The 20987-nt window shown below is 74.4% G+C and carries 18 protein-coding genes; 10 read left to right on the top strand and 8 right to left on the bottom strand.

Going from position 1 to position 20987, the window contains the following annotated elements; genetic code table 11:
- Window positions 1–16 precede the first annotated feature (16 nt).
- The gene (locus ACIOHG_RS29110; protein WP_400954845.1) at window positions 17–334 is read right to left on the bottom strand and encodes a putative quinol monooxygenase; all 318 of its coding nucleotides are present in this window, start codon (window positions 332–334) and stop codon (window positions 17–19) included.
- 144 nt (window positions 335–478) lie between these two features.
- Here ACIOHG_RS29110 and ACIOHG_RS29105 point away from each other — a divergent pair, with 144 nt between their 5' ends.
- From ACIOHG_RS29105 to ACIOHG_RS29090, 4 genes are all read left to right on the top strand, one after another.
- Window positions 479–1372 (top strand): AraC family transcriptional regulator N-terminal domain-containing protein, encoded by an 894-nt coding sequence (locus ACIOHG_RS29105; protein ID WP_400954843.1) that lies wholly within the window; start codon window positions 479–481, stop codon window positions 1370–1372.
- Window positions 1373–1527: 155 nt separating this feature from the next.
- A complete protein-coding gene (locus ACIOHG_RS29100) occupies window positions 1528–2277 on the top strand; it encodes an SDR family oxidoreductase (protein WP_400954842.1) in 750 nt (249 codons plus the stop codon).
- A gap of 255 nt (window positions 2278–2532) precedes the next feature.
- Window positions 2533–3114, top strand: coding sequence for a hypothetical protein (locus ACIOHG_RS29095; protein ID WP_400954839.1), 582 nt, complete (start codon window positions 2533–2535; stop codon window positions 3112–3114).
- 376 nt (window positions 3115–3490) lie between these two features.
- Window positions 3491–4984, top strand: a complete 1494-nt coding sequence (locus tag ACIOHG_RS29090) for a SulP family inorganic anion transporter (RefSeq protein WP_400954837.1) — start codon at window positions 3491–3493, stop codon at window positions 4982–4984.
- A gap of 155 nt (window positions 4985–5139) precedes the next feature.
- Here ACIOHG_RS29090 and ACIOHG_RS29085 read toward each other — a convergent pair whose 3' ends face one another.
- The 3 genes from ACIOHG_RS29085 to ACIOHG_RS29075 all read right to left on the bottom strand — a co-directional run bounded on the left by ACIOHG_RS29085 (window position 5140) and on the right by ACIOHG_RS29075 (window position 7195).
- Entirely contained in the window at window positions 5140–5712 is a 573-nt protein-coding gene (locus ACIOHG_RS29085; protein ID WP_400954834.1) for a dihydrofolate reductase family protein, read from the bottom strand.
- A gap of 65 nt (window positions 5713–5777) precedes the next feature.
- Window positions 5778–6536 carry an SRPBCC domain-containing protein gene (locus ACIOHG_RS29080; protein ID WP_400954831.1) on the bottom strand — a complete coding sequence of 253 codons (759 nt, stop codon included), beginning with the start codon at window positions 6534–6536 and terminating at the stop codon, window positions 5778–5780.
- Window positions 6537–6538: 2 nt separating this feature from the next.
- The gene (locus ACIOHG_RS29075) at window positions 6539–7195 is read right to left on the bottom strand and encodes an ArsR/SmtB family transcription factor (protein ID WP_400954828.1); all 657 of its coding nucleotides are present in this window, start codon (window positions 7193–7195) and stop codon (window positions 6539–6541) included.
- 552 nt (window positions 7196–7747) lie between these two features.
- On the opposite strand from ACIOHG_RS29075, the gene ACIOHG_RS29070 reads away from it, so the two are divergent.
- Window positions 7748–8956: a hypothetical protein gene (locus tag ACIOHG_RS29070; RefSeq protein ID WP_400954826.1), complete on the top strand. Its 1209-nt coding sequence runs from the start codon at window positions 7748–7750 to the stop codon at window positions 8954–8956.
- Window positions 8957–9092: 136 nt separating this feature from the next.
- Window positions 9093–11303: a tetratricopeptide repeat protein gene (locus ACIOHG_RS29065; RefSeq protein ID WP_400954823.1), complete on the top strand. Its 2211-nt coding sequence runs from the start codon at window positions 9093–9095 to the stop codon at window positions 11301–11303.
- Here the strand turns inward: ACIOHG_RS29065 and ACIOHG_RS29060 are convergent.
- From ACIOHG_RS29060 to ACIOHG_RS29050, 3 genes are all read right to left on the bottom strand, one after another.
- Window positions 11270–12763 (bottom strand): MAB_1171c family putative transporter, encoded by a 1494-nt coding sequence (locus tag ACIOHG_RS29060; protein WP_400954822.1) that lies wholly within the window; start codon window positions 12761–12763, stop codon window positions 11270–11272. The genes ACIOHG_RS29065 and ACIOHG_RS29060 overlap by 34 nt on opposite strands.
- Window positions 12756–13334: a ParH-like protein gene (locus tag ACIOHG_RS29055; RefSeq protein WP_400954820.1), complete on the bottom strand. Its 579-nt coding sequence runs from the start codon at window positions 13332–13334 to the stop codon at window positions 12756–12758. The genes ACIOHG_RS29060 and ACIOHG_RS29055 overlap by 8 nt, the downstream gene beginning before the upstream one ends.
- A gap of 82 nt (window positions 13335–13416) precedes the next feature.
- Window positions 13417–13842, bottom strand: coding sequence for an XRE family transcriptional regulator (locus tag ACIOHG_RS29050; protein ID WP_400954957.1), 426 nt, complete (start codon window positions 13840–13842; stop codon window positions 13417–13419).
- A gap of 537 nt (window positions 13843–14379) precedes the next feature.
- Here ACIOHG_RS29050 and ACIOHG_RS29045 point away from each other — a divergent pair.
- The 3 genes from ACIOHG_RS29045 (at window position 14380) to ACIOHG_RS29035 (ending at window position 19530) form a co-directional block, all read left to right on the top strand.
- Window positions 14380–14625, top strand: coding sequence for a DUF6296 family protein (locus ACIOHG_RS29045; RefSeq protein WP_400954819.1), 246 nt, complete (start codon window positions 14380–14382; stop codon window positions 14623–14625).
- A 480-nt stretch (window positions 14626–15105) separates the two neighbouring features.
- Window positions 15106–16569: an aminotransferase class I/II-fold pyridoxal phosphate-dependent enzyme gene (locus ACIOHG_RS29040; RefSeq protein ID WP_400954817.1), complete on the top strand. Its 1464-nt coding sequence runs from the start codon at window positions 15106–15108 to the stop codon at window positions 16567–16569.
- Between the two features lie 777 nt (window positions 16570–17346).
- Window positions 17347–19530 carry a catalase gene (locus ACIOHG_RS29035; protein ID WP_400954954.1) on the top strand — a complete coding sequence of 728 codons (2184 nt, stop codon included), beginning with the start codon at window positions 17347–17349 and terminating at the stop codon, window positions 19528–19530.
- 127 nt (window positions 19531–19657) lie between these two features.
- On the opposite strand, the gene ACIOHG_RS29030 is transcribed toward ACIOHG_RS29035, so the two are convergent.
- A complete protein-coding gene (locus ACIOHG_RS29030; RefSeq protein ID WP_400954815.1) occupies window positions 19658–20335 on the bottom strand; it encodes a type 1 glutamine amidotransferase domain-containing protein in 678 nt (225 codons plus the stop codon).
- Between the two features lie 158 nt (window positions 20336–20493).
- Between ACIOHG_RS29030 and ACIOHG_RS29025 the strand changes: the two genes are divergently transcribed.
- A complete protein-coding gene (locus ACIOHG_RS29025) occupies window positions 20494–20931 on the top strand; it encodes an ANTAR domain-containing protein (RefSeq protein WP_400954813.1) in 438 nt (145 codons plus the stop codon).
- Window positions 20932–20987 lie beyond the last annotated feature (56 nt).

Below are 20987 nucleotides of genomic sequence, written 5' to 3'. Positions count from 1 at the left end.
CGTGGTGTTCGGCGGGTCAGAAGGCGGCCCTGCCACGGACCGGCACGTAGTCGGTGTACTCGGACTCCTTGGCCAGCAGTCCGCCGATCTGCGCCACGATGGCCCGGGCGGCCTCGCCGGCGAAGATCCGGTGGTGGTCCTCCTCGCTGGTCCAGCCCTCGGTGACGTGGACGACGTCGGGGGCGGACGCGGAACGGGAGACGAGGTAGACGAGGCAGTACTCGCTCGCGCCGGGGCTGCCCTCGTCCAGTCCGGTCAGCAGCAGGTCCACGAGCCGGTCGCCCATGCCGGGCCTGGCGGTCAGCGTGGCGTTGAAACCGTACGTGGCAATCATGGTGGCCTTCTTCTGCATCGACGGAGTGCGGTGGTTCCATTCAACTGCCGTGAACTGCGCAAACGTTAGAACGATGCTCGCCGGTACTTGCACGATCCTGGCGAGCACGGGAACCGCGGCACAGGACAGTGCTGCAATGGACGCATGCACCTCGACGAGCTCCGCACCCTGCTGGCCCGGCACGCCCGGCCCGACTGGACCACCGCCATCGACGGCGTCCTCGTCTCCAAGGTCGACCGGCCGGACCCGCCTGCGCCCTCGATGTCCGGCACGGTGCTCGCCGTCATCGCCCAGGGCGCCAAACGCCTCGCGCTGGGCGACCGGGTCTACGCGTACGGCGCCGGGCAGTACCTCGTCGCATCCGTCGACCTGCCCGTCACCGGACAGTTCACCCGGGCCGCCCCCGAGCAGCCGGCCCTCGGCTTCGGCCTGACGCTGGAACCGACCGCCGTCGCCGAACTGCTCCTGCAAGCCGGTCCCGGCGACATCCCCCGCCCCGCCGGAGGCACTCCGCCGGGGATCGCCGTCAGCGACGCCCCGCCCGCGCTGCTCGACGCGGTGGTCCGGCTGCTGCGCCTGCTCGACGAGCCCCGCGACCGGGCCGTACTGGCCCCGCTGGTCAAGCGCGAGATCCTGTGGCGCCTGATCACCGGCGAGCAGGGCGCGACGGTGCGCCAGCTCGGCCTCGCCGACAGCGGCCTCAGCCATGTCGCCCGGGCCGTGCGCTGGATCCGCGAGCACTACGCCGAGCCCTTCCGGGTCGAGGACGTGGCACGGCTGTCCGGGATGAGCGTCTCCGCGTTCTACCGCAACTTCCAGGCGGTGACCGCGATGAGCCCCATCCAGTTCCAGAAGCAGATCCGGCTCCAGGAGGCCCGGCTGCTGCTCGCCACCCACCCGGGCGACGTCACCGCAGTCGGCCACCGCGTCGGCTACGACAACCCGTCGCAGTTCAGCCGCGAGTACCGCCGCCAGTTCGGCGCACCCCCGAGCCGGGACGCGGCCCGCCTGCGGAGCACTGCGGGCGTCCTTCCCTGAGCGGCCGGACCACGAGGGAGGATCGTGCAAGACGAAGCGACGATAGTTCTACTGTTCCAGCAGGTCAGAGCGATTCAATGGGATCACCGGTTCTTCCGCGGGGCAGGAAAATGCCTGTCCGTCCGCGGATCCCACCACCTCGCGAGGAGCGCCCCATGAAGACCGTTCTGATCACCGGTGCCTCGTCCGGATACGGACGGGAGACCGCCCGGTACTTCCACTCGCAGGGGTGGAACGTCATCGCCACGATGCGGACGCCGCGTGCGGGCGTCCTGCCCGAGTCGGACCGGCTCCGCATCGTCCGGCTCGACGTGACCGAGCCCCGGAGCATCACCGCCGCGTTCGAGGCGGCCGGGCCCGTCGACGTCCTGGTCAACAACGCGGGCGTCCCGTCGATCGGCGTGTTCGAGGGCACCCCCATGGCCCGGGTGCGGGAAGTCTTCGACACCAACACGTTCGGCGTGATGGCGACGACGCAGGCGGTGCTGCCCCAGTTCCGCGAGCGCGGCTCCGGCGTGGTGGTCAACGTGACCTCCAGCGTGGTACTGGGCCACATGCCGCTCACGGCCGTCTACAAGGCGAGCAAGATGGCCGTCGAGGGGTTCACCGCCTCCCTCGCGCTCGAACTCGCGCCCTTCGGCGTGCAGGCCAAGACGGTCGAGCCGGGCGCCTGCCTGACGACGAACTTCGCGGCCAACGCGGCCAAGGGCGCCTCGCCGGACGAACCGGTCCCGGCGCCCTACGCACCGTGGGCGAAGCAGGCCATGGCCGACTTCACGGGCCAGGACCTGTTCACCAAGGAGAGCGACGTCGCCGAGACGGTGTGGCGGGCCGTGCACGACACGACCGGCCAGCTGCGATTCCCCGCCGGCCCCGACGCGGTCGCGCTCTCCCAGGCGAAGTGATCGGCCGGCGGCCAAGGTCACGCCGGACCGATCACCAGGAGCCGGCCCGGCGCCCACGCGCCGGGTCGGCCCGCCGTCGGGCGCCGGGAGGGACGGTGGGGAGGTCCGGGCGTGCTGCGTGCGCGGTGCGCGCGGCCGGGAACCGGACAAAAGCTGGCCGATAACGCTGCGTACATCTGGTGGCAACACGTCGGCAGCGGGGACGCGGATACCATGACGTGACGTCAGTTCCGCTGCGGCCGGGGGAGGTTGGGCATGCGCCGCGTCACGCTGCTGCTCGCTCTGCTGCTGTCCCTGCTGCTCGTCGGCCCGACGCCCGGCCAGTTCCTCGGGGCGTCCGGGCAGCGCGCGCGGGCCGTCGCGGTCGGTCCGGCGGCGTTCGCGGACGCCGTGGTGCCCGATGCTGCGGCCTCCGCCGCCCCGACTCCGGTCACTCCGGGTGGCGGCGCCGAAGACCCCGGGCGCTCCGACGGCGTCCCGGCCGGGTGGGGCGCGCTGCCGGTGCCGGTGCCGGACGCGGGGGCGGCCGGGACTGCCGGGGAGGCCGACACCTCGGCCGGCCGAGGTCCCGGCCGGAGCGGCAACCCCGGTCGTCCGGGCGGTGCCGGGAGCGGAGTGGCGGAGGAGGAACCGGTCGCCGCCGTGCGCGGGCGACGGGTCTGCTCCGCGCTCACCGCCACCCCGCAACCGCACGGGGAGGACCGGCGCGCCGCCCGGTCGGCGGTCCGCCGGTCCGCCCCGGCCATCCACCCGCAGGCCCCGGCCGGACCGGCAGGTGGTTCCCGTTCGGCGGCCGGACCGCGCGGCCCCGCCGAACTCCGGGTGTTCCGCTGCTGAGGCCCGCCCCCGCCCGCCCGTCGCCCACCGGGGCCTGATCCCTGCCGGGAGCCGGACCGCACCGGAATCCCGCTCCCGGGCCCGGTGCCGGACGCAGGACCGCCGGAGCCCGACGCACCGTCGAGCGGCGGCGAGGGACGCCGGGCACACCGACCACCGCCCCCACGAACCGCCCCCACGAACCGCCCGTCCGAAACACGTGCGCGACCCACCGGACCGCCCACCGGCCGTCCGGCCCGTCGCGCACCCCGGAATCACGCGAACACCCGTACCCGCGACCGGCCGCCGCGCCGGGATCCCGCGCCGGGCTCCCCCCGGCCCGGAACGCCCGCGTAACCCACGGAAGTCCCCGTCACGACGAGTCCGAGGACCCGCCATGCCCTGGAACACCACCGAGGCGCGCAGCGTGCTGCGTGCCGACCTGCCCGCTTCGATCACCGTCTTCCTGGTCGCTGTACCGCTCTGCGTCGGCGTCTCCGTCGCCTCCGGCGCGCCCGCCGAACTCGGCCTGGTCACCGGCATCGTCGGCGGCCTGGTCGCCGGCGCCCTGCCCGGCAGCAGCCTGCAGGTCAGCGGTCCGGCCGCCAGCCTGACCGTGCTGGTCCACTCCGCCGTCACCGCGTACGGCCTGCCCGCGCTCGGCGTCGTCGTGCTGGCCGCCGGGCTGCTGCAGATCCTGCTCGGCGTGCTGCGGCTGGGCCGCTGGTTCCGCGCCGTCTCCTCCGCCGTCGTGGAAGGGATGCTCGCCGGCATCGGGATCGTCCTGATCGCCTCCCAGGCGTACGTGCTGCTGGCCCGGAAATCCCACGGGAAAGCGCTTGCCGACCTGGCCGGGCTGCCCGCCGCGGCCGTCCGCGCCCTCGGGACCGGACCCGGCGCGGCCTCGTGCGCGGTCGGCGCGGGCGTGATCGCCGTCCTGGTGCTGTGGAAGCGGGCGCCGCGCCGCCTCGCCCTGCTGCCCGGCCCGCTGGTCGCCGTGGTGCTCGCCGCGGCCGCCGTCCGCCTGCTGCACCTGCCGGTGCCGACGGTCGGCGTCGGCGGCCTGCTCGGTGCCCTGCAGCCGCCCGGCGCCGAACAGTTCGGGCTGCTCGGCCGGGTCGAGATCTGGGGCACCATCCTGGCGTTCGCGCTGATCGCGTCCGCCGAGAGCCTGTTCAGCGCCTCCGCCGTCGACCACATGCACGCCGGGCCGCGCACCTCCTACAACCGCGAACTCGTCGCGCAGGGCGTCGGCAACACCGTCGCGGGCGCGCTCGGCGCGCTCCCGATGACCGCCGTGATCGTCCGCAGCGCCGCCAACGTCCAGGCCGGGGCCCGCAGCAAGGCGTCCCGCGTCCTGCACGGGGTGTGGCTGCTGCTGTTCACCCTCGCGCTGCCCGGCCTGCTCGAACTGGTCCCGCTGGCCGCGCTGGCGGGCCTGCTGGTGCACGCCGGGGCCAAGCTGGTCGCACCCCGGGAACGCCTGCGGCTGTGGCGCACCGACCGGTCCGAGGCGCTGGTGCTGCTCGCCACCACCGTCGGCATCGTCGTCACGAACCTGCTGGAGGGCGTGGTGATCGGCCTGGTCGCCGCGCTCGCCAAGACCGCTTGGGACGTCACGCACATCCGCCTGCACGTCGAGCAGACCCCCGAGGCCACCGTGGTCCGGGTGCACGGCAACGCGACCTTCCTCAAACTCCCGTCCCTGGTCGACCGGTTGGAGGAGGTCTCGCCCACCGGCCCCGTGCAGCTCGACCTCTCCGCGCTCACCCACCTCGACGCCGCCTGCCGCCAGGCCCTCACCGCCTGGGCCGAGCAGCACCGCCGCCGCGGCCTGCCGGTGACCGTCACCCCCGTCGCCGACCGGCCCGAACTCGCCCGCACCCCTTGACGATCCGCTGCCCGGCCGACTCCTGTCCGCGTGAACAGGTCGGCCGGGCAGCGGCGTTCGGGCAGCGGCGTTGGGGTCGTTCGTCGGTCGGGTCGGTCCGGCTCGGTGGCCGTCGGTCGAGGTCGGTGCTGGTCGGTGGTGGTCGGTGCCGGCGGTCAGCGGACGACGTCGAAGACGTTCTTCTGGATGCCGTTGGCGTACACGGCCGACTCCACCAGCTTCAGGTGCTGGGTGTCCTTGTCGGTGCTGCTGAACAGGCGCTTGCCCGCGCCCAGCAGCAGCGGGAAGACCAGCAGGTGGTAGCGGTCGATCAGGCCCGCGTCGGACAGCGCGTGGTTCAGCTCCACGCTGCCGTGCACGAGGATCGGGCCGCCCTCGGTCTCTTTCAGCGCGGCCACCTCGTCCAGCGAGCGCAGGATCGTGGTGGGCCCCCAGTCGGAGACCAGCTCGTCCGCGCCGAGGGTGGTCGACACGACGTACTTGGGCAGCTCCTTGTAGCGGGCGAACTCCGGCATGCCCGGCCACACTTGGCTGAACGCCTCGTAGCTGACCCGGCCCAGCATCAGCGCCGCGGCCTCCTCCTGCTCCTGCCCCTTGAGTTCGAAGGCCGCCGGGACGAACTCGATGTCCTTGAACGTCCAGCCCGCGTTCCGGTAGCCGGGCTCGCCGCCCGGGGCCTCCATCACGCCGTCGAGGGAGACGAAGGCGGTGCTGATCAACGTGTGCATTTCCGGTACCTCGTTCTGTGCGTGCGGGCGTGCTGCCTATGAAGTCGATGGGTGGGGAAGGGAGTTCAGGAGGAGAGCAGGGCGGTCAGCCACTGCTGCCAGGCCGGTTCGGCGGCGTCGGCCACCAGGCCGTCGAACGCCCGGTCGTCGAACAGGTGGTGGAACAGCAGGACCACGCCCGGCGGGTGCAGGAAGGTGAACAGCCCGTCGGCGGTGCGGACTTCGTAGCGCTCGCCGTCGGACCAGACCAACTCGCCGTCCAGCGGCGGGAGTCCGGGGAGGTCGGCGCGCACCCGGCGGCCGACGGGCGGATCGGCGGGCAGGCCGAGCGCGGCCGTCAGCGCCGCCCGGACCTCGGCCGCGGGGCGCCCGGGCACCGGCTGCACGGCGAACACCGGGACGCCCCGGCGGCCCGCGAAGTGCGTCACGTACTCGCGCAGCGTGTGCAGGTGGAACGGCCAGCCGCTGCGCAGCGCGTCGTACTCGTCCTGCCAGTCGTCGCCGAGCATGCCGCTGTGCACCGCCCGCAGCACCGTGCTCCCGCCGTCGCGGCCCTCGATCAGGTACTCGAAGGCCATGAAGCGGCCGTCGGGGGCCGGGTCCGTCCGGAAGGCGAAGCGCTTGCCGGGCTCGTACGCGGTGACCGTCGAGGTCTCCAGGTGGCCGCCGGTCTCCATCGAGGCCGTCCCGCCGACCCGGGGCTCCACCGCGTTGCGGCCCATGAACCACGAGTCGATGCCGGGGCCGGTGGCGATCGCCTCCCACACCTGCTCCGGGTCGGCGGGCAGCGCCAACTCGAATTCCAGCTCGAAGGGATGGGGCACGGTCAGCTCTCCTCGGTGGGGGTGGACACGGGGTCGGGGGCGGATGCAGGGTCGGGGGACGTGCTGGGCGGCCCGGCGGAGGCCGTCGGCACCTGGTGCAGGCCGACCACCACCCGGTGGGTGCGGCCCTGCGGCGCGGACTCGTCGTGGTAGCGGCCGACCAGGGCGGTGACCGCCTGCGCCAACTCCTCGGCGAACGCCGCCCGGTCGGCCGCCGAGGCGAACCGGACCTGGGCGTCGATCCCGAACGAGGCCACCCGCTGCCGGGCCCGGGCGGCGCCCGTCAGCAGCGTGCCGACCTCCTGGACCAGGCGGGAGCCGAGGGCCAGCAGCCAACGGGCCGAGAGCTGGTCCGGCGAGCGGGCCGGGTCGGGGCTGACCGCGGCCAGCGCGACCGGTGAGATCACGTACGACCGGGCGGTGGCCCGGTAGACCCGCTCCGTCACGTTGCCCTTGCGGCGCTCCTCGACCAGTTCCACCAGGCCGTGCCGCTCCAGCTCCTTCAGGTGGTAGTTGACCTTCTGCCTCGGCAGGCCCAGGCGGGCGGCCAGCATGGCGGCCGAGCCGGGCTCGGCCAGGGCGGCGAGGAGGCCGGCCCGCATCGGGTCCAGCGAGGCCTCGGCCGCCGCGGCGTCTTCGATCACTGCTACGTCCAGCACGCCTCCAGCGTCCCGCCGACAAATTTTTTTGTCAAGGAGGAAATTGCTGTCGGGGGCGGTGGGGGCAGCCGGGGCGGCAATCGTCAGCCAAGGTGAATGAACAGAAAGCCGTAGAGAGTTTTCAGTTTATTCATTGATCCCGAATGCCCGGGCGGACGGCGATGCCCCCGGCCTGCGCTTTCCTTGCCGTGTCGGCGAGTTGGCTCCGATCGAGGGCTCCCGGCTCCCTTGACACGGTCACCACACGGTCATCACTCTTGGCTCGTCGCCACCGCTGATGTGGATTCTGAGCCGATCGGCATTCATCTCAGCTAATGGCGTCACCGAGGAACAGCTACCGAAGGAGGTGTGTGCGATGAAGAAGATCGTCGTCCGCAAGGCCGGCCCGGTTCGCCTGACCAGCGCGGCCCGTGCGCTGTACCTGCCGTGGTCCTGCGTCGTGCAGAACTGATCGATCCCCCCGGACCGGGGGGACCCCCGGTGCCGGCCGGCCGTGAGGTCCGGCCGGCACCGCTCCGTTCGACCCGCCGCCCACCCCGCGCAGGAGGAGCCGTGCACTCCGCCACGGACAGCAGCGCCACCCCCGGCCCGGGCCCCGACCTGGACCGGCCGCTGGCGCTCCGCCGGCTCGTCTACCTCCCGGAGGCCGACGAGGTCACCATCGGCAGCCCGGAGACCGACACCTACGCCGTCTTCCCCGCCGACGGCGCCGAACTGGTCCGGATGCTCGCCGAGGGCCGCACGCCCCGCGAAGCCGCCGCGCAGTACGAGGACGCGCACGGCGAGAGCGTCGACATCGCCGACCTGATCGACGTCCTGGTCGACCTCGAACTGGTGCGCCCCGCCGGGGAGTCCACCGCCGCCGGGCCGACCGCACCGGTGCGCTGGCAGCGGCTCGGCCGACTGGTCTTCGCCCCGCCCGCCCTCGCCGGCTACGCGCTGATCACCGCCCTCGCCGTCGCCGAGATGATCCGGGTGCCCGCGCTCGTCCCCCGGGTCGACAACCTGTTCTTCAGCTCCTCCTACACCCTGGTGGTGCTGATGCTGTTCGTCGGCCAGCTGCCGCTGCTCGCCCTGCACGAGGCCTTCCACGCCCTGGCCGGCCGCCGGCTCGGCCTGCGCTCCCGGCTCTCCGTCGGCCGCCGCCTGGTCTACCTGGTCCTGGAGACCTCCCTGGACGGGCTGGTCGGCGTGCCGCGCCGCAAGCGCTACCTGCCGATCATGGCCGGCATGCTCGCCGACACCCTGGTGATCGCCGTCCTCACCCTGGTCGCCGACGCCACCCGGTCCGGCAGCCCGCTGACCGCCGAACTCTGCCTGGCGATGGCCTACGCCACGGCGCTGCGCCTCGCCTGGCAGGGCTTCTTCTACCTGCGCACCGACCTCTACGTCCTGCTCAGCACCGTCCTGGGCTGCGTGGACCTGCACGCCGCCGCCACCGACGTGCTGCGCAACGCCGCCCGCCGGGCCACCGGCCGCCCCCCGCTGGACCTCTCCGCCCACCACCCCGTCGACCGGCGGGTCGCCCGCTGGTACGCCTGGCTGATGCTGGTCGGCTACGCCTTCACGCTCACCATGTTCGCCGGGGTCGTCGTGCCGACGGCCTACCGCATGCTGCACGACATGTGGCTGCGCCTGACCGGCCAGGCCTCGCTGGCCGGCCGGCTCGACTCGCTCGCCCTGATGCTGCTCAGCCTCGCGCAGACCACCGCCGTGATCGTGCTCGCCGCCCGCGAACGCCGCGCTGCCCGGGCCACCTGAAACCCCTTGCCGCCCACGGGCGTCGGGTCACCTGGCCCGCCCGAGACCCCCCGTACCGCCCGAGACCCCCCGTACCGCCCGAGACCCCCGTACCGACCGCCACCTCCCGCGCCACCGCACGAAAGGCAGCTGTGTCATGGCCGAGCACCGCCACCACTGGGTCCGCACCGCCGGGGCGGCCGCCCGCGCCGACGCCCGCGAACGGCTCGGCCTGCCGCCCCTGCTGGCCGCGGTGAACGCCGACCGCCGCCTGCGCGGCCCCTACACCGCGGTCGGCTCGCTGCTGCGGGCGATCGTCCCGGACGCGCTCGCCCGCTGCCCCGAGACCGTCACCGGGCACGACATCGAAATCCTCTCCACCACACCGGAGTTGCGCGCCCTGGTCCCCGCCACCCGGGAGACCCTGACCTCGCTGGCCGTGCCCAGGGAACGCACCCGCTTCTACTCCGCGCTGCGCACCCTGCGGATCGCCCACGGCCTGGTCGAGTTCCTGGAGGCGTACCTGCGCGTCCTCGACTCCGGCCCGCGCACGCTGGTCGTCGACGACGCCCACCGGGCCGACCCCACCGACGCCGAGTTCCTCGCCGTCCTGCTGCGCCGCATCGACCCCGCGCTGCTCACCGTGGTCGTCACCACCGGCAGCGAACCCCCGCGCCGCCCGGCCGGCCTCGGCGGCGAGGACCTCCCGACCGCCCTCGCCACCCGGTGCGCGCAGTCCGGCCCCGCGGAGCACCCGGACCCGGCCGCGGAACAGTCGGCCCTGGCCGCGGGCGGCCCCGTGTCGGGCCGCGAGCACATCGACCGCGACGGCGTCGGCGACCGCCCGGACGTGCTCGCCGCCTACCTGGCCCTGCCGTCCGACGAGCGGGCCCGGCTGCACGACCTGCGGCGGGCCGAGCTGGAGACGGCCGGCGAGTCCTCGCTGCGGCTCGGCGCCATCGCCTGGCACGCCGAGCACGGCAGCGACCCGTCCGGCGCCGGGGCCGACGTCCTGCGCCACGCGCTCGACCACTGCATGGACCTCGGCTACTACCACGCCGTCCTCGACCTCGGCGAGCGCGGCCGCCGCCTGGTCACCCACGAGAGCCACCCCGACCACTGGTGGGCCTTCACCACCAAGATGACCACCTCGTACGCCGCCCTCGGCCTCGCCGACGAGGCGCTGCCGCTGTACGACGAGGCCCGGGCGCTCAGCAGCTCGCCCGAGGTCCACATGCAGGCCGCCTACGCCACCGCGATGCTGCACACCCGGCACTTCGAGGCCGACCGGCGCGACCACCAGCTGGCCCGCAGCTGGGTCAACCAGGCCATCGCCTTCGCCAAGTGGCACCCCGAACCGAAGGAGCGGGAGGCCCGGGTGGTGTTCAACCGCAACGGCCTCGCCCTGATCGAGGTGCACCAGGGCCGCCTGGACGAGGCGCTGTCCCTGCTGGACGCCTGCATCGCCCGGCTGGACGAGACCCTGGAGGACCACGAGCACGCCCTGCACCGGTCCGTGCTGCGCTACAACCGGGCCCAGGTGTACGCGGGTCTGGGTCGGCCCGCCGAGGCGGTGGCCGACTACACCGCCGTGATCGAGTGCGACCCCAACTACGCCGAGTACTACTTCGACCGGGGCATGCTCTGGCGCGAACTGGGCGACCCCGAGCGGGCGTTGGCCGACTACGACCGGGCGATCCGGCTCTCGCCGCCGTTCCCCGAGGCGTACTTCAACCGGGCCGACGTGCTGGCCGAGATGGGCGACACCGAGGCCGCCGCCGCCGACTTCGGCTACGTCCTCCAGCTCGACCCGGAGTTCGCCGACGCCCGGCTCAACCGGGCCGCCCTGCTGATCGAATCGGGCCGCTACCCGGCCGCCCGGACCGAGATCGAGACCGGCCTCGCCGCCGACCCCGACAGCGCGCAACTCCTCTCGCTCAAGGGTCAGTTGCTGGCCGCCGAGGGCGAGGCGACGGCGGCCGCCGCGGCCTGGGACGCCGCCCTCGCCGCCGACCCCGAGTACGCCCAGGCCTGGGCCCTGCGCGGTGAACTCCGCTACCAGGAGGGCGACCTGGACGGTGCGGGCACCGACCTGGCCCGCGCCGTCGAACTCTCCGACGACCCCGGCATGCGGTTCAACCTGGCCGTGGTCCACCACGACGCCGGACGCTACGGGGACGCGCTGCCGCTCCTCGACGAGGTGCTCGGCGCGGTCGAGGACGTGGACGCCCGCCTGCAGCGGGCCCGTTGCCTGATCGGCCTGGACCGGGCCGACACCGCCCGGCAGGACCTGCTCGCCTGCCTGGCGGCCGACCCGGACGCCGCCGAACAGGTCTACGCGCTGATGCCGGAGCTGGCCGGAGCCTGACCCGGACGGGGATTCGGAGCCTGACCCGGGCGGGGATTCGGAGCCTGACCCGGGCGGGGATTCGGGGCCTGACCCGGACCGGGCGTCGGAGCCTGCCCCGGGGCGGGGCCCGGCGGGCCCGACACCGGGGGCGCCGGCGGGGGCGCCGGCGGGCCCAACTCCTGCCGCACCCGGCGGCGGACGTGCGCCACGGCCGGCGAACCGGCGTACGCGGCAGCCACTTTGACCAGCCAGGCCGCCTCCTCCGGCACCCCGGCCGCCACCGGGTGCGGCCCGCACCGCGCACCCGGACCGGCGGCGAAGCGGTGCCCGGCCGTCGCCGCCTCCAGCGCGGCGGCGATGGCCGCGGCCTCGACCGTGGCCGCCAGGTGCTCCGCCCCGACGGCGCGGACGAGCCCGACCGAACCGGCGGAGCGGAGCAGCCCGGGGGCGCAGAGCGGCCCCAGCGAGCGGACGGCGTCGGGGCGGCCGACCGCCTCGCCCACCCAGAGCGCCACCGCCGGATGCAGGTGGGGCCGCAGGGCGAGCTGGCCGTCCCGGATCTCGATGATCCGCCGGTACAGCGCGAACCGGGCGTCCCCGCCTTGCTGTCCCGGCCGTCCCCGTCGGCGCCTCCGGTCCTCGAACCGGCCTTCCGGCGCGAGGAGTTCGATCTCCGGCAGGGCCGTCCGGAGCGCCGACCAGAGCGGGCCGAGCCGGCGGTGGTCGCGCCGGGCCCGCAGCCGCCCGCCCCAGTCGGCCCAGGCCGCCGCCGTCGCCCCCGCCAGCCCCAGCGTGACGCAGACCGCCGCCGCCACCGCCGAGACCCCGCTCTCCGCGCCGTTCTCCCGGCCCGCGCCGAGCACCTCCGCCAGGTCGCGCAGGTTGTCCGCCGTCCACAGCAGACCCGCCAGCGCGCCGAGCGTCATCAGGCGCAGGCCCAGCCGCAGCGTCCCCGGCGGCAGGCAGCGCGCACAGCGGCCGATCAGCACGCCGAACACCGTCAGGCACCAGGCGGCGTGCAGGGCGAACAGCGCGACGTACAGCGCCAGCACCGGCCGGTCCGCGCTCCCGACGCCCAGTGCGGACCCCGCCCGGACCGGCCCGGCGGCGGTGAAGACCGCGATGCCCAGCAGCACGGCGGTGGTCGTGAGGGCGGCCTGTCGGCGCAGCGCGCGCCGGGCCGCCCCGGGCGGCCGGGTGGAGAGCGCCATCATGGCCAGCGCCCCGGCCGCAACGGTCTTCAACTGGTCCGCCAGCAGGGTGAGCTGGGCCGGATCGGGAAGCACCGCGGACAGCGCCGCCGCCGTACCGGGGGCGCTCGACACCATCCCCGCCCCGATCAGCCCCCCGCAGGCGTAGCCGTAGCGCAGCGCCCGGTCCGAGCGGCGCCCGCAGTCCAGCAGGACCTTCCAGAGCGTGCCCAGCAGCGCGACCGAGGCGGCCGACCAGCACAGCGCCGACACCACCCCGTCACCCACGGCGGGCCGCCCCGAGCCGTAACGGCCGACCGAACAGGTGGCGCAACCGGCCCACCTGCTCGGCCAGTTGGCCCACCGCCGTCGAACGCGGGCGGTGCACCGCGCGCTGCAGGGCCAGCGAGGCGACCAGTTCGGCCTCCTGCTCCTGCCGCTCCGTGTACCCGGACCGGCCGAGCACCCGGCGCACCAACTCCTCCGACAGCCCCGGCGTCAGGACCTGCGCCACGGTGGCACCCAGCCCGGTGCCCGCCGGTCCTCCGTGCTCCGCGGCGCTGCCGACGTGGCCGCAGAGCAGGTGCCCGATCTCGTGCAGCACGATGTGCTGCTGGTGCAGCGCCGTGGTGTCGGACGGGTAGCCGATGTAGTCCGCCCGATCGGTGCTGATCAGCACCCCGCACGGCGACTGGTCCGGCCCGGAGAGCGGCACCAGCTCGATCGGCCGGCCGCGCCGCAGGGCCAGCGCCCGGGTCAACTCCGGTATGCCGAACGGCTCCGGGAGCGGTATCGACTCCGCGACCCCGCGACATCGCTGCCACAGCAGCGCCTGCTCGACCCCACCCGGATACCCCACGATTTCGCCCCCTGGCAGTCGACCGGGAGGTGATACTACGGACGCGGCCTCCCGGTGGGAATCCACCCGGCGGGCAACGTTGTCACCTGCCGCCGGCCTCGCGCCGGGCGATCGCCTCGATCATGTCGCTGATCGTGCCGAGCCCTTCGGGCGACAGCGTCACCGCGCGCAGCGCCACCTCCCGCACCCCCGCGTTGCGCAGCGCCCCGAGCAGCGCCAACTCCTCGGTGATCCGGGCGCTCTGCCGGTCGTCGAAGAAGTACACCGGCGGGACCTGGAAGAACTGCGCCAGCGCCTCCAGGTGACGCTTCGTCGGATTGTCCCGGCGGCCGGTCCGCAACTGCCAGACGTACGTCGCCGAGAAGCTCTCGCCGGTCGCCTCGCGGCAGGCCCGGGCCACCTCCTCGTGGCTGTACTGCTCGCGGTCGGGACGGCGGACCACGTCGAAGAGCCGGTCCAGCTTCGCCGCGAGCGTGGACGCGGTGGAGGCGGTGGACGCAGTGGGCACGGTGGACGCACCGGAAGCGGCTTCGGACTCGGACACGGACTCGGACACGGCGCACCTCACCTCTCACCCCGTGCCCACGCCCGGTGCGTGCACAGGTGGACCACCCACGACGGGGCCTCATCCTAGTTGTTCGCCCGCCCCGCGAGCAGGGGGGACGCCGGGCGCGGGGCGGTGCACGAGGGTGGTGCGCGGGGCGGTGGATGAAACCGGTCGCGGCAGTGGTGCGGCGGCTGGGACGGGCAAGAACATGCTCGGCCGGACACTGACGCGCACCCGCACCCGCGTCCGCGCCCGCACCCGGCTCCGCGACGAGGTCGGCGAGGTCGGCGAGGCGGGGGAGGGGAACCGCCGGTGCGGCGGGAACGTCATCGGTCCTCCCCGAGCCGGCCCCCTGCTGCGCCGATACCCGCTCCGTCCGGCCCGAGTCGGGTGCCGCGCCGGGCCGATTGAGGGGAACACCCCCGGGGTATGCGTGCGGGGCGGGCCCGCGGCGGCCGGGCCGGGTCGGGCCGCGGTGGAGTCGGTCGAGGTGGAGTCATGGACGTCTTGGACAGTGTGCACGGATACCGGATCGCCGTCCCCGGGCAGCCGGGGGCGCACGCTCCGCAGTCGACGGTGGTGGTGTACCGCTCCGCCGAGACCACCCCGGACGGCCTGGTCGTCTACCTGGGGGAGGGCGGGCTGCGGGTGACGGTGCACGGAGCCGTCGCCTGCTTCCTGGAGCCCTACCCGGAGGGTCTGAACCACCCGTACGGCTACGCCTATCCGCTGGCCGGTGACTGACGGGGCGTCAGTTTCCTGGTGTCGCGCTGCCCCGGTGCCGCGACGTCCCGGGCCGTGCTCCGTCGGCAGCTTCGGCGAGCGTTCGACGACCAGGCCCATCGCCGTGTCCCGGACCGTCTCGACCGGCCGCCTGCCCCCGGCGCACCAGCGGCACCGTCAGCCGGTCGCCCGCGTGGTCGGCCTGCCGACCGGACCGGCCCTCCGGGCCGAGCCGCCCCCGGCCCGCCTGGTCCACCCGGTTCACGGCCCGTCTGCGCCCCCAAGATCCGGCCGCCCGACACCGCGAAGGCCATCGCGTCCCCGTTCGAGTGCGGCAGTGAGGCCGTCGGCACCCAGCGCTCCGCCCCGTCCTCCGTGACGCCCTGCGCCAGGAGCAGGCCGCGGCGCACCGGCCACGGCTGTCCCGGCCCGTACGGTGTGCGATCACCCCACCCTTCGAGCGGGCGGTTTTCAGTGGTCGGGGGCGGGCAGGCGCGCCGCATGGACCAGTCGCAGGCTCCCGTGCTGGAAGCGCTTTCCGCACTGCACGCCAACCCGCTCACCGCGTTCACGCCACCCGGCCACAAGCAGGGGCGCGGCACCGATCCGCGCGTCCTGGATGTCCTCGGCGAACGGCTCTTCGCCTCCGACGTGCTCGCCACCGGCGGGCTCGACGACCGCACCGACTCGCACGGCGTCCTCGACCACGCCCAGCGCCTGATGGCCGAGGCCGTCGGCGCCGACCATACCTTCTTCTCCACTTGCGGCAGCTCGCTGTCCGTCAAGGCCGCGATGCTCGCCGTCGCCGGGCCGCACGAACACCTGATCGTCGGCCGGGACGCCCACAAGTCGGTGATCGCCGGGCTGATCCTCGCCGGCATCCGCCCGATCTGGGTCGACCCGGCCTGGGACGCCCGCCTGCACCTCGCCCACCCGCCCCGCGCCGCCGCCTACCGAGCCGCCCTGGACGCGCACCCCGAGGCCCGCGGCGCCCTCGTCACCTCGCCCACCCCGTACGGCAGTTGCGCCGAGCTCCGGGAGATCGCCGACGAGTGCCACCGGCACGGCGTCCCGCTGATCGTCGACGAGGCGTGGGGCGCCCACCTGCCGTTCCACCCCGAACTGCCCACCTGGGCGATGGACGCCGGCGCCGACGTCTGCGTCACCTCCGTCCACAAGATGGGCTCCGGCCTCGAACAGAGCTCGGTCTTCCACCTGCGCGGCGACCTGGTCGCCCCCGAGGTGCTCCGGCAGCGCGCCGACCTGCTCGGCACCACCAGCCCCAGCGTGCTCGTGTACGCCGTGCTCGACGGCTGGCGCCGCCAGATGGTGCAGCACGGCCCCCGGCTCTACCGCGCCGCCCTCGACCTGGCCCGGCGCACCCGGGACCGGATCGGCGCCCTCGACGGCCTGCACGTCCACGGCCGGGACGAGTTCTGCGGGCCCGGCCTCGCCGCCGACCTCGACCCGCTGCAGATCGTCGTCGACATCAGCGCCCTCGGCACCACCGGCTACCGGGCCGGCGACTGGCTGCGCGCCCACCGGCAGATCACCGCCCACCTGTGCGACCACCGCCGGGTCAGCGCCCAGCTCACCCACGCCGACGACCCCGCCACCACCGGCGCCCTGCTCGGTGCCCTCACCGAACTCGTCGAGCAGGCATCGGAGTTGGCCCCCGCCCGCCCGGTCGACATCCCCGACCCGGCCGAACTCCGGCTCGAACAGGTCGCGTTGCCGAGGGACGCGTTCTTCGGCCCGGTCGAGACGGTCGACCTCGCCGACGCCGAGGGCCGGACCGCCGCCGAAATGCTCACCCCCTACCCGCCCGGCATCCCCGCCGCACTGCCCGGGGAACGCCTGAACCGGCCCGTCCTGGACTACCTGCGCAGCGGCCGCGCCGCCGGCATGCTCGTCCCCGACGCCGCCGACCCCGAGCTGCGCACCGTCCGGGTGACCGCGTCCTGAGGCCGTCCGGCCGGTGCCCGGCGACTCCCCTGCCCGGGAGCCGGGTTCGTGCTTCCGGCCGTACCTACCTGGCTCAGGGCGAGGGGTGATGAGACGTCAGGCTCCGGCGGTCCAGCAGCGCGAGGACGGTAGCCGGGGCCGGGGTCGTGGCCGGCAGCGGCAGCAACCGGTCGGGTGCGTTCCTGACGAACGCCCGGGTCGGCAGGGCGCGATCGCGTGACACCACCGCGCAGCCCCCCGTCTCCTCGTAGACGGTCGTGGTCCGGACCGCCGGGCTCACCTCCGCCCGGCGAAAGCGAGGCCGTCCGAGTCCGTCCGCGTCGCGGGTACGGACCGCCGCCCGGCAGCCGCGCCGCGCCACCTCCTCGGCGATCAGCAGCCCGAGCCCGCGCGGGCTGCTCGTCACCAGGGCCGCCCGTCACCGGGGCTGTCCGCTCCCGGGGCCCGTCCGCTCCACAGCCGCGTCGCGTCGCATCGCGTCTGGCCGAGCCCGGCGGAGCGGAAACGGCCCGCGGGCGTCCGCGGAGATTCCGATCACCGGCGGAATGACCGTTTCCGCTCCGCCGGGCGGGTTAGCCGCATCGGTGACACCCCCTCCCGACGTCCCCGCACCACCACCGCTTTCCCGTCCGCTCCCGGAGGAGACCCGTGAATTCCGACGCCCCCCGTTCCGACCGCTCGGACGGCCGCCCCACCGACGACACGCCCGAGGTCCCCGGCGCGCCCACCGGTGACACGCCCGAGGTCCCCGGTGGGCCCGCCGCCGCCGCCCCGCCGCTGGAGGAGCCGGTCGAGCCGCGCGAGCCGCTGCCGCCCAAGCCCGACCGGTCCGCGCCCGCCCCGCTCTCCGCCACCGGCCGCAGCGGTGCCGGCAAGGACGCCAGGACCCAGAACGGCGCGTACCTGACCACCGCCCAGGGCACCCGGCTGCCGGACTCCGACCACTCGCTGAAGGCCGGCCCGCGCGGCCCCGTCCTGCTCCAGGACCACCACCTGCGGGAGAAGATCACCCACTTCGACCACGAGCGCATCCCCGAGCGTGTCGTGCACGCCCGCGGCGCCGCCGCGCACGGCGTCTTCGAGAGCTACGGATCGGGCGCCCGGATCAGCCGGGCGGCGTTCCTCGCCGACGGCGCGCGCACTCCCGTCTTCGTCCGGTTCTCCACCGTGCTCGGCTCGCGCGGCTCGGCGGACACCGTCCGCGACACCCGCGGCTTCGCCACCAAGTTCTACACCGACGAAGGCGTGTTCGACCTGGTCGGCAACAACATCCCGGTGTTCTTCGTCCAGGACGCCATCAAGTTCCCGGACGTCGTGCACGCTGCCAAGCCGCACCCCGACCGGGAGATCCCGCAGGCCCAGTCCGCCCACGACACCTTCTGGGACTTCGTCTCGCTGCACACCGAGGCCACCCACCACACGCTGTGGAACATGTCCGACCGGGGCATCCCGCGCTCCTACCGGACGATGGAGGGCTTCGGCGTCCACACCTTCCGCCTGGTCGACGCCGAGGGCGGTACCTGTCTGGTCAAGTGGCACTGGAAGCCGAAGCTCGGCGTCCACTCGCTGACCTGGGACGAGGCCCAGCTGATCGGCGGCCTCGACCCCGACTACCACCGGCGCGACCTGTACGACGCGATCGAGGCCGGCGCGTTCCCGCAGTGGGAACTCGGTGTCCAGGTCATGCCCGACACGCCCGAGCAGACCTTCGAGGGCATCGACCTGCTCGACCCGACCAAGCTCGTCCCCGAGGAACTCGCCCCCGTGCAGGCCCTCGGCCTGCTCACCCTGAACGGCAACCCGACGAACTTCTTCGCCGAGGTCGAACAGGTCGCCTTCCACCCCGGACACCTCGTCCCCGGCATCGACATCACCGACGACCCGCTGCTCTCCGGCCGGCTGTTCTCCTACCTCGACACCCAGATCACCCGGCTCGGCGGGCCCAACTTCGCCCAGATCCCGATCAACCGGACTCACGCCCCCGTCAACGACATGCTCCGCGACGGCTTCCACCAGGACGCGGTCCACAGCGGCGTCGCCCCCTACCAGCCGAACTCGCTCGACGGCGGCTGCCCGTTCTTCGCCGGGGCCGACGACCACGCCTTCGTCGAACACCCGCTGCCGGTGGCCGAGTCCGCGAAGGTCCGGCAGGCGCCCGCCGACTTCGACGACCACTTCTCCCAGCCCCGGCTCTTCTGGGCCGCCATGACGCCCGTCGAGCGCGAACACATCATCGCCGCCTACACCTTCGAACTCGGCAAGTGCTACGAACCGGCCGTCAAGGAGCGCACCCTGCGCGTCCTGGCCAACATCGACCCGCTCCTGTGCACCCAGGTCGCCCAGGGCCTGGGCCTGCCCGCCCCCGAACCGGACGAGCCGTCCGCCGACACGCCGCCCCCGGCCAGCCCCGCCCTCTCGCAGCTCGGCCGCCGCTGGCCGGTCACCGGACGCACCCTCGGCATCCTGACCGGACCCGACTCCGACCTGGCCGCCGTCGACGCCGTCCGGGCGGCCGCGCGGGACGCCGGGCTCGTCCCCCTGGTCGTGGCGCCCCGCGGCGGCGACCCCGCCACCGTGCAGCGCAGCTTCGCCACCGCCCGCTCCGTCGAGTTCGACGCCGTCGTGCTGGCCGGCAGCCCCGGCCCGGCCGCCGACGCCGATCCCGCGCGCGACGCCCGCGCCGCCGGCCCGCACGCCACCCTCGACCCGCGACTGGTGCTGCTGCTCGCCGAGACCTGGCGCCACGCCAAGGCCATCGGCGGCTGGGACACCGCCCCGGACGCGTTCGCCGCGGCCGGTCTCCCGCTGGACGGGCCGGGCATCGTCCTCGGCACCGACCCGGTGGAGGTGCTGCGCCAGGTCGTCGAACTCCTCGCCGAGCACCGGGTCTGGAAGCGCTTTCCGGCGCGCTCCGCGATCGAAGGGGAGCCGACCGGCGGGGAACCGACCGGAGGGGAGTGAAGCGGGGGCGAAGCCGGACGCTCGGCCGAACGCCCAGGGGCCCGCCCGACGCACCGGAGCGAACCGGAAGCGTCGGGCGGGCCCCTGGGCCGGGCGGGCGGGCGGGTGGCGGTGGCCTGGCGGCCGGTCAGGCGGCGTCCGCCCCGCTGCCCGCGAAGGTGTGGACCAGGGCGCGGTTGAAGGCGGGCAGGTCGTCCGGCTTGCGGCTGGAGAGCAGGACGTTGGGGCCGTTCGCGCAGACGGTCACCTCGCGGTCGACCCACTCCGCGCCCGCGTTCGTCAGGTCGGTGCGCAGGCTCGGCCAGGAGGTGAGGGTGCGGTCGCGCAGCACGTCCGCCTCGACCAGCGTCCACGGGCCGTGGCAGATCACCGCGACCGGTTTGCCCGCCTCGAAGAAGCCCCGGACGAAGGCCACCGCGTCCGGGTCGGTGCGCAGGAAGTCCGGGTTGGCGACGCCCCCGGGCAGCACCAGGGCGTCGAAGTCGTCCGCCGAGGTCGCCCCGACCGTCCCGTCCACCATGAACGGGTCGCCCCGGTCGAGGTGGTGGAAGGCGCGGATCTGCCCCGGCTCGGTGGAGATCAGCCGCGGGGCGCCGCCGTGGTCCAGGACGGTCTGCCAGGGCGAGGTCAGCTCCACCTGCTCGGTGCCCTCGGGGGCGGCCAGGAAGGCGACGGTGAGCCCGGCGAGGTCGTCGGCGCCGCTACCGCCGTTGCCGTTGCCGTTGCCGTTGCCGCTGCTGCCGTTGTCGGTACTGCTTTGCGTGGACGGTTCGTTCGGTTCGTTCGCCCGGCTCGGGTCGTTCATGGTGGCTCCCCACAGGAGTGACGGATTCCCTGTCGGAGCGCGTCTGACCGGTCGAAAACGCTGGCAAACCACCATGAAATTCGAATATCAGCTAATCGTGTGGAATAGGCTTGATTCGGGTGAGAGTCCCCAGGGGACGGAACGGAGATGAGAGCGCGGTGGAGGACGGGGGCGCGGACGAGCGGGAGCAGGCGCAGGGGCGCGAGGGCGAGCGGGGTGCGCTCGAAGCCACCGTCGACCGGATGCGCACCGAGCTGGAGGGCCTGCGCATCGCCATGCGGACCCGCGCCGTGATCGAACAGGCCAAGGGCGTCCTGGTGGAACGCCTCGGCTGCACCCCCGAGGAGGCGTTCCGGGAACTCGGCCGCCGCTCCCAGCAGGAGAACCGCAAGCTCGCGCAGCTCGCCGCCGACCTGGTCGCCGGTGCCGCCCCGCGCCCGGCCGCCCGCCCCGTGACGGACGACGGCTCCGTCACGGAGGACGGCTCCACGGCGGAGGACAGCCCCGACGTCGACGTCCGCGAGGCCAGCGCCCCCGGGTCCGACCCCCTCGGCGTCGAGGCCCCGAAGCGGAGCAAGTACCGGAGCGGACGCTGAAGCAGCTGCCGGGGCGCGGTTCGGCAGCCGCGCCGGGCGCCCGGCCGGGAGAGGAG

It is taken from the genome of Kitasatospora sp. NPDC088134 (assembly GCF_044741705.1).
GTDB lineage: Bacteria > Actinomycetota > Actinomycetes > Streptomycetales > Streptomycetaceae > Kitasatospora.
This window is presented reverse-complemented; position numbering and strand designations above follow the sequence as displayed.